Genomic DNA, 10262 nt, shown 5'->3' with positions numbered 1-10262 from the left:
CGGGGGGTATGCGCCGGAGGCGCCGTAAGGGGGCTGGAAGTACACCAGTTACCGTCCTCAGATCTTCGAGTGAAACCCGGGGACGACGTCGGCCCGCTCGTTCAGTGCAATGGTTCTCCCGCCACGAGGCGGCGTTATCGAGAGCCGTCCTCGCTCGTGGGAGCAGTGCTTGTGGCGGTGGCTCCTGCGGTGACTTCTTCGGTCGGAGGCTCGCTCACGTCCACGAAGTCAGAGGGATTGTTCTGCGATTGTACATCAGCGTCCACGTCCGTCCGTTCGCGGCCCGGCTGGTACGGCGAAGGCTCGAGTCCGGGGTGTCGACGTGTCTGGACGATGAGGATCGCGAGACCGACGAGGACGCCGATGATCGCGGCAAGGACGTTGCTGCGCAGGCCGAGGATGATCTCGCTCGGATCGATGCGGATCGACTCCCAGACGATGCGGCCGGCGCTGTACCAGATCAGGTAGATGGCGAACAGACGGCCCCACTGGAAGAAGAGCTTGCGGCCGAGCCAGAGCAGGACGATGACTCCCAGTCCGTTCCAGAGAACCTCGTAGAGGAAGGTCGGGTGGAACAGCGTGCCCTCGGGCAGCCCCGGGGGGAAGGCCGAGTTCGTGGACGGGATCTCCAGCCCCCAGGGCAGATCCGTGGGAAGACCGAAGAGCTCGTTGTTGAACCAGTTGCCGAAGCGGCCCATGGCCTGCGCCAACAGCAGGCCGGGGGCCAGGGCGTCGGCGAACGTCCAGAAGCGGATACCGGTCCAACGGCACCCGAGGTACGCACCGATGGCACCGCCGATGAGGGCGCCGAAGATCGCGATTCCGCCCTCCCAGATCGCCCACACCGAGCCGGGCTGGAAGGGGTTCCAGGTGTTGATCCCCTCCCCGAAGTAGTCGTTCGGGTGGGTCAGCACGTGGAAGATGCGCGCACCGATGATCGCCAGGGGCACGGCCAGGATCGAGATGTCGATCACGACCCACGGCTCCGCTCCGCGCTTCGTGAGACGGCGGTTGGTCAGGAGCGTCGCGGCGATGATGCCGGCGATGATGCAGAGCGCGTAGAAGTGGATCCGGATGCCAGGCCACACGTCCCAATAGGAGACCGTGGGGCTCGGGATGCTGGCGAGCACGTTCGTGAAGGTGCTGTGGAGCGCGAGTGACATGAGTGCGATTCTAGTTCTCGTGATCGGGGCGTGCCGACGAGGTGCCGGAGGCCAGGTTTCGGGTGACTTCCGCAAGGGCGGGCACGCCGCCGTCACGCAGGGCGCGGACGAGCGCGGTGCCGACGATCGCGCCGTCGGCATACTCCGACACCCCGGCGATCTGCTCGGCGGTGGAGATGCCGATGCCGACGCATGCACGGTGAGCGCCGTGCGCGCGAAGACGCCCGACCAGGGTGCGGGCGGCGCGATCGAGCTCAGCGCGCTCCCCGGTGATGCCCATGGTCGAGACCGTGTAGACGAACCCGGTGGACGACTTCACCACAAGGTCGAGACGCTCGTCGGAAGAGGTCGGAGCAGCGAGGAATACCCGGTCCAGGCCCGTCCGCTCGCTCGCGGCGATCCACTCCCCTGCCGCGTCGGGTGTGATGTCGGGCGTGATCAATCCGGCGCCGCCCGCAGCGAGCAGGTCGTCCGCGTAGCGGTCAATGCCGTACTGCATGACCGGGTTCCAGTACGTCATCACGAGGACGGGCACATCGGTCGCCGCCGTGATCGCGCGGATCGCCGTGAAGAGGTCGGCCATCCGGAAGCCTGCCGCCAGGGCCTTGGTGGTCGCCTCCTGGATGATCGCGCCGTCCATCACCGGGTCGCTGTACGGCGGGCCCAGCTCGATGATGTCGACACCGTTCTCGGCGAGGGCGATGGCCGCCTGGATGCTCGTCTCGAGGTCGGGGAAGCCCACGGGCAGATAGCCGACGAAGGCACTGCGCCCGGCGTCCTGTGCGCGCTGGATCGCCTGTTCGACGCGGCTCATAGCTGCGGCTCCCCCTTCGCGGCCAGTTCTTCCTCTTCGCTCTCCGCGGCGACATCGTGGGCCAGAGCGGCCTCGTCGTAGAGCTGGAAGTAGCGCGCCGCGGTGTCCATGTCCTTGTCGCCGCGGCCGGACAGACACACGGCGATCAGTCCGTCGGGGCCGAGCTCGCGGCCGATGCGCAGGGCACCGGCGAGAGCGTGCGCCGACTCGATGGCGGGGATGATCCCCTCTGTCCGGCTGAGCAGACGCAGCGCCTGCATCGCCTCGTCGTCGGTGGCCGGGATGTACTCGGCACGACCGATGTCGGCGAGCCACGAGTGCTCCGGACCGACGCCCGGGTAGTCGAGTCCGGCGGAGATCGAGTGCGACTCGACGGTCTGACCGTCGGCGTCCTGGAGGACGTAGGTCTTCGCACCGTGCAGCACACCGGGGCGGCCCCGCTCAATCGACGCCGCGTGCTTCTCGGTGTCGACGCCGTCGCCCGCCGCCTCGACGCCGTAGAGCTTGACGCCCTCGTCATCGAGGAACGCGTCGAACATGCCGATCGCGTTGGATCCGCCGCCGACGCACGCCATGACGGCGTCCGGCAGACGACCGACCTCGTCGAGCAGCTGGGCACGCGCCTCTTCGCCGATGATCTTCTGGAAATCACGGACCATCGCGGGGAACGGGTGCGGTCCCGCCGCGGTACCGAAGATGTAGTTGGTGGTCTCGACCGACGCCACCCAGTCGCGGTAGGCATCGTTGATCGCGTCCTTGAGCGTTCGCGAACCCGAGGTGACCGGAACGACCTCCGCGCCCAGAAGGCGCATGCGGGCGACGTTGAGCGCCTGACGCTCGGTATCGACCTCGCCCATGTAGATGGTGCACTCCAGACCGAACAGCGCCGCTGCGGTCGCCGTCGCGACGCCGTGCTGACCGGCACCGGTCTCGGCGATCACGCGGGTCTTGCCCAGACGCTTGGTCAGCAGCGCCTGACCGAGCACGTTGTTGATCTTGTGCGAGCCGGTGTGGTTGAGGTCTTCACGCTTGAGGAAGATGCGCGCACCCCCGGCGTGCTCGGCGAACCGCGGTACCTCGGTGATGGCGGAAGGGCGGCCGGCGTACGAGCTGAGCAGGTGCGCGAGCTCGGCTCGGAACTCCGGATCGACGATCGCCGCCTCATAGGCCACCGTCAGCTCATCGATCGCGGCGATGAGCGACTCGGGCATGTAGCGCCCGCCGAACTCGCCGAAGAAGGGGCCGTGCTGGTCGCGCAGGCTCATCATGCCTCCAGGAAACTCTTGAGGGTGGCGACCGGGTCGCCGGTCACGAGCGCCTCGCCGATCAAGACGACATCGGCGCCGGCGGAGCGGTAGTGCACGACATCGGCGGGCGTCAGCACCGCGGACTCCGCGATCTTCACCGCCGTGTCGGGGATTCGATCGACCAGGCGCCCGAAGAGGTCGCGGTCGAGTTCGAGGGTCTTGAGGTCTCGCGCGTTCACGCCGATCAGCGGCGCGCCGAGATCGATCGCGGCCTCGAGCTCATCCGCGGAATGCGTCTCCACGAGAGGGGTCATGCCCAGCTCGCCGATGAAGCCGAAGAGATCACGGAGCACCGCGGGCTCGAGGCCCGCGACGATCAGCAGAACGAGGTCGGCACCCGCCGCACGTGCTTCGAGCACCTGGTAGCGGGTGGCGATGAAGTCCTTGCGCAGCACCGGCAGCGAGACCCGGGCCGTGACGGCCTCGAGGTCGGCGAGGCTTCCGCCGAAACGACGCTGCTCCGTGAGGACGCTGATCGCGGAGGCGCCGCCCGCCTCGTACAGGGAAGCCTGCAGCGCGGGATCGGGGATGTCGGCGAGAGCTCCTCGCGAGGGGCTCGCGCGTTTGACCTCCGCGATGATCTTCACCCGATCCGACGGTGCGAGGAACGACAGGGCGTCCTTGGCCGCGGGGCGTGCGAGAGCGTCTCGCTCGACAGTGGCCAGCGGGCGCGACAGGGAGCGACGCTCAGCGTCTGCGACAGCGCCGGCCGTCAGGTCGGCGAGCACCATTAGTGCGCCTTCGGAGCGTACTTCGGACCCTTCACGCCGTAACCGGCCTTCGCGAGCGCCCAGCCGACGATCGCACCGATCGGGATGAGCGCGACCGAGGCCACGACGAGGGCGGGCTGCTCGAAGCAGAAGGCGACGGTGCCGGCGGCGACGCCGACCAGCATGATCACGACGGCGGTCCAGGCGGCAGGCGAGTGTCCGTGGCCGGGGTCGGCGATCGGGTTGGTCATGTTCTCCTCCGGGGGGACGACGTGCGGTTCGGAATCAGTCTATCGGGGTCAGCGCGTCGGATCGGTGCCCCGGGACAGCTCGTCCCAGGAATCCACGGCGTCGACGGGACCGTCATGCGCGACCTCGACGTGTTCGGTCCGGTAGCGCCGTCCTCCGGCCTTCCATCCCCGCCACGTGATCAGGACGACCAGGGACGCGACGAGCAGGATCGCCCAGCCCACGAGGGCGATGTACGGCCAGGCGGACGGCACGATGCTCGCCACGACCTCGTGGACGGCGAGTCCCCCGGCGAGACCGGTGACCTCGGTCACCGTCGCCGCGACCGCGTCGAAGGGTTCGGCGATCAGCAACTGGAGAGTCGACCAGCCGAGGAACAGCGCCGTCGCCGCCGCGAGGACACCGAAGATCAGGCGCACGACCTTGCCGGAGATCGACAGCGCCGCGCCGAGGGCCAGAACCGCGAGACTGAGCGGAGCGAGCAGCACCATGGCGGAGGCACCGGGGACCAGGATCGCCTCGCCCGCATCCGCGCGCTCGACCGTCAGCCAGGTCTGGGTCGACGAGATGATGCCGATCGCACCGGCGAGAAGGAATCCGGAGACGGAGAGGGCGCGACCGCGCTGCGCGAAGCTCACGACTGGTCCGTCCCGACGATCGCCTCGAGATCGTTCGTGTCGAAGCACGTGCGCGTGCCGGTGTGACAGGCCGGTCCCGTCTGCGCGACGAGGAGAAGGATCGCGTCCCCGTCGCAGTCCAGACGCGCCTCGTGCACGACCTGGATGTTCCCTGACGTGTCCCCCTTGCGCCAGTACTCCTGGCGGGAGCGCGACCAGTACGTCGCCCGCCCTGATGTCAAGGTGCGTCGAAGCGCCTCCGCATCGACCCAGGCGAGCATGAGCACCTCGCGCGTGTCCCACTGCTGCACGATCACGGGGGCCAGGCCGTCGGCGTTGAAGACGACCTGTGCGATGCGCTCCTCCACCGAAGCCGCCTGCCCGTCTGCATCGCTCATCGTACGAGCACTCCTTCCGCGCGAAGCGCGTCCTTGACATCTCCGACCGTGAGCGCGCCGGTGTGGAACACGCTCGCCGCCAGGACTGCATCCGCGCCCGCTTTGATCGCGGGAGCGAAGTCGGAAGCCCGCCCCGCCCCGCCCGAAGCGATGACCGGCACGGAGGCCGCCTCGCGCATCAGTCGGACGAGCTCCAGGTCGAAGCCGTCACGCGTGCCGTCGGCGTCGATCGAGTTCACCAGCAGCTCACCCGCGCCGCGTTCCGCAGCCTCCCGCGCCCAGTCGAGCGCATCGAGGGTGGTCTGGGTCCGGCCGCCGTGTGTCGTCACGACGAAGCCCGAGCGCGTTGTCGGAGCACGCTTCACGTCCAGCGACAGCACGAGCACCTGGGCACCGAACCGGTCAGCGATCTCGCCGATGAGCTCAGGGCGCGCGATCGCAGCGGAGTTGACCCCCACCTTGTCCGCGCCCACCGCGAGGAGACGTGCGACATCGTCGACGCTGCGCACGCCCCCGCCCACGGTCAGCGGGACGAACACCTGCTCGGCGGTGCGCTGCACGACATCGTAGGTCGTCGCACGGGCGTCGACCGTGGCGGTGACGTCGAGGAAGGTGATCTCGTCCGCGCCCTGGGCGGCGTAATGCCGGGCGAGCTCGACCGGGTCGCCCATGTCGCGCAGGTTCTCGAAGTTGACTCCCTTGACGACGCGGCCATCAGCCACGTCGAGGCACGGGATCACCCGACTGGCGAGCGTCATCAGAGCCTCGCGTTGTGGATCGCGGTGACCAGGATGGCCCGCGCACCCAGCGCGTACAGCGCATCCATCACGGGGTTCACGCGGGAGCGCGCCACCATGACCCGCACCGCGACCCACTCGGGGTCGCGCAGCGGCGAGACGGTCGGCGATTCGACGCCGCCGGCGATCTTCACGGCGTCATCGAGGAGGGCGACCGGCAGGTCGTAGTCGATCATCACGAAGCGACGTGCGACCATCACGCCGCGGAGGCGACGAAGAAGCGTGTCCGCGCCCTCGGCATCCACCGGTCCCGCGATGAGTACCGCCTCGGATTCCAGGATGACCGGACCGAAGACCTCGAGCCCGGCCTGGCGCAGGGTCGTCCCGGTCTCGACGACATCGGCGACCGCGTCGGCGACGCCGAGGCGGACCGCGGACTCCACGGCTCCGTCGAGCGGCACCAGATCGACGGCGATGTCGCGTTCGTCGAGGAACGCGTCCACCAGGCCGGGATACGACGTGGCGATGCGCAGACCGTCGAGCTCGCTCACGTCGGTGTAGCGTCCGGTCGGAGCGGCGAAGCGGAACGTCGAGCCGGCGAAACCGAGCGCCTCGATCTCCCGCGCACCCGGCATACGGGCGTCGAGCAGCAGATCACGTCCGGTGATGCCCACATCGATCGCGCCGGAGCCGACATAGGTGGCGATGTCCTTGGGGCGGAGGAAGAAGAACTCGACGTCGTTCTCGGCGTCGATGACGTGCAGGGTCTTGGGGTCGCGGCGACCGGCGTAGCCCGCCTCGGCGAGCATGTCGGCGGCGGTCTCGGAGAGCGAGCCCTTGTTGGGAACAGCGATGCGCAGCATGGATGGCTTTCAGTTCGAGGAGATCGGAACGGAGCGCATCACAGATGTCGGTAGACGTCCTGCAGGCTGAGGCCCTTCGCGAGCATCATCACCTGGACGTGGTACAGCAGCTGGGAGATCTCCTCGGCGGCGGCTTCGTCGGACTCGTACTCCGACGCCATCCACACCTCGGCGGCCTCTTCCACGATCTTCTTGCCGATCGTGTGCACGCCGCCGTCGAGTTCGGCGACCGTCCCCGATCCCTCAGGACGGGTCTCGGCCTTGACGCTGAGCTCGGCGAACAGCTCGTCGAAAGTCTTCACGGTTCCAGGCTAGCGGCTCTGGCGAGGTCTCTCAGCCGGGTGACGGCCGCCTCGATGTCATCGGCGCCGTATACGGCCGAGCCGGCGACGAACGTGTCGGCGCCCGCATCGGCGGCGATCTCGATCGTACGGTCGGAGATACCGCCGTCGACCTGGAGCCAGACGCGGGATCCTCGCCGACGCGCCTCGTCGGCGAGGGCACGGAGCTTCGGCATCGTCTCGGGCATGAAGCCCTGTCCCCCGAAGCCGGGCTCGACCGTCATCACGAGGATCTGATCGAACTCGTCGAGCACGTCGTACAGCGATTCCACGGGAGTCGCCGGCTTGACCGCGACCCCCGCCCGCGAGCCGATGTCACGCAACCGGCGTGCGAGGGCCACGGGATCGCTCGACGCTTCGAGATGGAAGGTCACGCTCGCCGCGCCGATCTCGGCGTATCCGGGAGCCCAGCGCTCCGGGTCGGTGATCATCAGATGCACATCGAGCGGAATCGGACTGGTCGCCTGGATGCGTTCCACCATCTGCGGGCCGAACGTCAGGTTGGGGACGAAGTGGTTGTCCATGACATCCACGTGCGCGAAGTCGGCTGTCGCGATCCGGGCGAGGTCCGCCTGCATGTTCACGAAATCGGCAGCGAGGATACTCGGGTTGATGCGCGGGGCGCGGGGCAGTTCCACGGTCCTAGTCTTCCTTCCCAGATGAGTGGTTCCCGGTCGATGAGCGTTGCAGGAGTGCGAGGAACATCGCGTCCGTCCCGTGTCGGTGCGGCCACAGCTGGGCGCTACCCGACCCCTCCCGCCCCTCCTCGGCCAGATCGATCGGTGAGCGAGCGACATCGGCGATGGCCGCGCGCGCATCGAGTTCGACGACGTCGGTGCGGTCGCGCAGGACCTCCTTGACGACGCCCGTCGTCTCGGCGAGGTGAGGAGAGCACGTGACGTACGCGACGATCCCGCCCGGGGCCAGAGCATCGACGGCGGAGGAGAGCAGCTCCACCTGGAGCGGAACGAGCTCGGCGACGTCGGCCGGAGACTTGCGCCACCGCGCTTCCGGACGGCGGCGCAGCGCACCGAGGCCCGTGCAGGGGGCGTCCACGAGGATGCGGTCGAACTCGCCCGGCCGCGATGCGGCGAGGGTGCGCCCGTCCTGCTCGTGCACCACGACGTCACCGGGAACCGCCCTGAGCGCCTTGCGGACGAGTCGCGCGCGGACCGGGACGATCTCGTTCGCCTCCAGCGTCGCCTCGTGCTGACGCGCGATCGCGGCGAGGAGTGCCGTCTTTCCGCCGGGACCGGCGCACAGGTCGAGCCAGCGCTCCCCCGTCTTGATGGGCGCGGCGCCCGCGAGCGCGAGCGCGACGAGCTGGGACCCCTCGTCCTGCACGCGCACGGTACCGCCCGAGGCTTCCACCGGCCGACGCGGATCGCCTCCGGGAGACGCGAAGGCGGTCGGCGCGTAGGGAAGTCGGGGCTCATCGGGCTCCGCCAGGCCGGGGAGGGCGACGAGGGTGACCTCGGGCGAGGCGTTGTCGGCATCGAGAAGAGCGTCCAGTTCCTCTCCGCGCCCCTCGGCCGCCAGAGCGCGACGCAAGGCGCGGATCACCCAGACCGGGTGTGCGGAACGCAGAGCGAGGCGCTCGTCGTCGGAGCGTGCCCCGCTCTCGATGCGTTCCTGCCAGTCCTCGCTCGATTCACGCGTGATACGTCGGAGCACCGCGTTCGCGAAGCTCGATGCGCCACGGCCGGACTCTGTGGCCACGAGGTTCACCGACTCGTTGACAGCCGCATGCGAGGCGACGCGGGTGGCGAGCAGCTGGTGCACCGCGAGGCGCAGCGCATCGAGCACGGCCGGATCGATGCTGTCGGTCGAACGATCCGCCGCAGCGGCGATGATCGCATCATACGTGCCGAGTCGTCGCAGCGTGCCGTAGGTCAGCTCGGTCGCGAGGGCCGCGTCCTGCGGAGAGAGCCGCGCATCGGCGATCGCCGGAGGAAGGACGAGGTTCGCATAGGCATCCGTCTCGGACACCGCGCGCAGCACGTCGTAAGCCACCCGTCGCGCGGGTTGCACGGTACGGACGGGGCCACGCTGAACGTCGCGACGAGCCTCTGTCGCTCCCCGCCCGCCACGCGGCCGTCCGTTCGACGGCTGCGGCCGCCGGGGTCGTCCGTCTTCGCTCATGATCCCGCCACCAATTCATCGCCGCCGCGCAGACCGCGCCACCAGTCGACGGCATTCATCGCTCCCTTGCCCGCGGGCTGAACCCTGGTGACGGCCAGCGGCCCGGTGGACGTGCCGATGTGGAGCGCCGTCTTGGCGCCACGAAGACGTCCTGGGGCCAGCATTTCGGCCTCCGGCGCAGGGACCGCTTCCAGCACCTTCAGCGGCTGCCCGGCGACGGTGGTGTGCGCGCCCGGTTCCGGGGTCACCCCGCGGAACCGGGCGAAGACGACATCGAGCGGCTGGTTCCAGTCGAGCAATCCGTCGGCGAGCGTGAGCTTGGCGGCGAAGGTCGGCTCCCCCTGCTGAGGCACCGCTACCGCTGTACCGTCCGCGATCCCCGAGACCACGTCGGCGGTGAGTTCGGCGCCGTCCAGCGCGAGCGCCTCGAGCGCCTCTCCCGCCGTCGCCGTCGCGGGAAGGTCGATCGTGCGGCTCGCGAAGACGTCGCCGGCATCCAGCTCCGCGACGAGCTGGAAGACGCTGGCACCGAGAACCTCGTCGCCGGCGATCAGTGCGCGCTGCACCGGGGCCGCGCCCCGCCAGGCGGGCAGCACGGAGAAGTGCAGGTTGATCCAGCCAGCGGTCGGCGCCGAGAGCAGCGGCTCGCGCACGAGCCCGCCGTACGCCACGATCACACCGAGGTCCGCCCGCAGGGCCGAGATCGCGTCGGTCGCGGCGTCATCGAGCCGAGCAGCCTTGATGACGGGGAGGCCCAGTTCGACGGCCGCTTGAGCCACGGGCGACGGAGTCAGCACCCGACGACGCCCGAGAGGTGCGTCCGGTCGGGTGACGACCGCGGCGATGTCGTGGGACACCGCGAGGCGACGAAGGGTGGGCACGGCGGCAGCGGGGGTGCCGGCGAAGACGAGGCGCATGAAG

13 protein-coding genes are annotated in these 10262 nt (G+C 69.3%); all 13 read right to left on the bottom strand.

Annotation, left to right across the window (positions count from 1 at the left end; translation table 11 throughout):
* Positions 1–134 precede the first annotated feature (134 nt).
* Genes lgt through B2869_RS04905 form a run of 13 tightly spaced genes read right to left on the bottom strand, consistent with a single transcriptional unit; the run spans position 135 to position 10258 of the window.
* Positions 135–1163, bottom strand: a complete 1029-nt coding sequence (lgt, locus tag B2869_RS04965) for a prolipoprotein diacylglyceryl transferase (RefSeq protein WP_292763377.1) — start codon at positions 1161–1163, stop codon at positions 135–137.
* Positions 1164–1173: 10 nt separating this feature from the next.
* Positions 1174–1977 carry a tryptophan synthase subunit alpha gene (trpA, locus tag B2869_RS04960; protein ID WP_029259243.1) on the bottom strand — a complete coding sequence of 268 codons (804 nt, stop codon included), beginning with the start codon at positions 1975–1977 and terminating at the stop codon, positions 1174–1176.
* On the bottom strand, positions 1974–3242 hold the full coding sequence (trpB, locus tag B2869_RS04955) for a tryptophan synthase subunit beta (RefSeq protein WP_021200596.1): 1269 nt from the start codon (positions 3240–3242) through the stop codon (positions 1974–1976). Before trpB ends, trpA begins: the two co-directional genes overlap by 4 nt.
* Positions 3242–4012 (bottom strand): indole-3-glycerol phosphate synthase TrpC, encoded by a 771-nt coding sequence (trpC, locus tag B2869_RS04950; RefSeq protein WP_292763655.1) that lies wholly within the window; start codon positions 4010–4012, stop codon positions 3242–3244. Before trpC ends, trpB begins: the two co-directional genes overlap by 1 nt.
* Before the next feature lie 2 nt (positions 4013–4014).
* Positions 4015–4245, bottom strand: a complete 231-nt coding sequence (locus B2869_RS04945) for an HGxxPAAW family protein (protein WP_021200598.1) — start codon at positions 4243–4245, stop codon at positions 4015–4017.
* A 48-nt stretch (positions 4246–4293) separates the two neighbouring features.
* The gene (locus tag B2869_RS04940; RefSeq protein WP_021200599.1) at positions 4294–4881 is read right to left on the bottom strand and encodes a Trp biosynthesis-associated membrane protein; all 588 of its coding nucleotides are present in this window, start codon (positions 4879–4881) and stop codon (positions 4294–4296) included.
* Positions 4878–5258 carry a phosphoribosyl-AMP cyclohydrolase gene (gene hisI, locus B2869_RS04935; protein WP_021200600.1) on the bottom strand — a complete coding sequence of 127 codons (381 nt, stop codon included), beginning with the start codon at positions 5256–5258 and terminating at the stop codon, positions 4878–4880. The genes B2869_RS04940 and hisI overlap by 4 nt, the downstream gene beginning before the upstream one ends.
* Positions 5255–6016 carry an imidazole glycerol phosphate synthase subunit HisF gene (hisF, locus tag B2869_RS04930; RefSeq protein WP_021200601.1) on the bottom strand — a complete coding sequence of 254 codons (762 nt, stop codon included), beginning with the start codon at positions 6014–6016 and terminating at the stop codon, positions 5255–5257. Before hisF ends, hisI begins: the two co-directional genes overlap by 4 nt.
* A complete protein-coding gene (hisG, locus tag B2869_RS04925; RefSeq protein WP_021200602.1) occupies positions 6016–6858 on the bottom strand; it encodes an ATP phosphoribosyltransferase in 843 nt (280 codons plus the stop codon). Before hisG ends, hisF begins: the two co-directional genes overlap by 1 nt.
* A gap of 38 nt (positions 6859–6896) precedes the next feature.
* Positions 6897–7160, bottom strand: a complete 264-nt coding sequence (locus tag B2869_RS04920; protein WP_017202142.1) for a phosphoribosyl-ATP diphosphatase — start codon at positions 7158–7160, stop codon at positions 6897–6899.
* Entirely contained in the window at positions 7157–7837 is a 681-nt protein-coding gene (rpe, locus tag B2869_RS04915; protein ID WP_021200603.1) for a ribulose-phosphate 3-epimerase, read from the bottom strand. The genes B2869_RS04920 and rpe overlap by 4 nt, the downstream gene beginning before the upstream one ends.
* A 4-nt stretch (positions 7838–7841) precedes the next feature.
* Complete coding sequence (locus B2869_RS04910; protein ID WP_373695370.1) at positions 7842–9341, bottom strand: RsmB/NOP family class I SAM-dependent RNA methyltransferase; 1500 nt, start codon at positions 9339–9341, stop codon at positions 7842–7844.
* Positions 9338–10258, bottom strand: a complete 921-nt coding sequence (locus B2869_RS04905; RefSeq protein WP_292763366.1) for a methionyl-tRNA formyltransferase — start codon at positions 10256–10258, stop codon at positions 9338–9340. Before B2869_RS04905 ends, B2869_RS04910 begins: the two co-directional genes overlap by 4 nt.
* Positions 10259–10262 lie beyond the last annotated feature (4 nt).

Source organism: Microbacterium sp. UBA3486 (assembly GCF_002377845.1).
GTDB classification, from domain to species: domain Bacteria; phylum Actinomycetota; class Actinomycetes; order Actinomycetales; family Microbacteriaceae; genus Microbacterium; species Microbacterium maritypicum_A.
Note: the sequence above shows the minus strand (reverse complement) of the source record. Positions and strands in the feature narration are given on the sequence as shown.

Bases quoted from the DNA above. Each gene is read 5' to 3' on its own strand.
- trpA (WP_029259243.1), bottom strand. From the start codon at position 1,977: ATGAGCCGCGTCGAACAGGCGATCCAGCGCGCACAGGACGCCGGGCGC.
- hisF (WP_021200601.1), bottom strand. From the start codon at position 6,016: ATGACGCTCGCCAGTCGGGTGATCCCGTGCCTCGACGTGGCTGATGGC.
- hisG (WP_021200602.1), bottom strand. From the start codon at position 6,858: ATGCTGCGCATCGCTGTTCCCAACAAGGGCTCGCTCTCCGAGACCGCC.
- B2869_RS04905 (WP_292763366.1), bottom strand. From the start codon at position 10,258: ATGCGCCTCGTCTTCGCCGGCACCCCCGCTGCCGCCGTGCCCACCCTT.
- lgt (WP_292763377.1), bottom strand. From the start codon at position 1,163: ATGTCACTCGCGCTCCACAGCACCTTCACGAACGTGCTCGCCAGCATC.
- trpB (WP_021200596.1), bottom strand. From the start codon at position 3,242: ATGAGCCTGCGCGACCAGCACGGCCCCTTCTTCGGCGAGTTCGGCGGG.
- B2869_RS04910 (WP_373695370.1), bottom strand. From the start codon at position 9,341: ATGAGCGAAGACGGACGACCCCGGCGGCCGCAGCCGTCGAACGGACGG.
- B2869_RS04945 (WP_021200598.1), bottom strand. From the start codon at position 4,245: ATGACCAACCCGATCGCCGACCCCGGCCACGGACACTCGCCTGCCGCC.
- hisI (WP_021200600.1), bottom strand. From the start codon at position 5,258: ATGAGCGATGCAGACGGGCAGGCGGCTTCGGTGGAGGAGCGCATCGCA.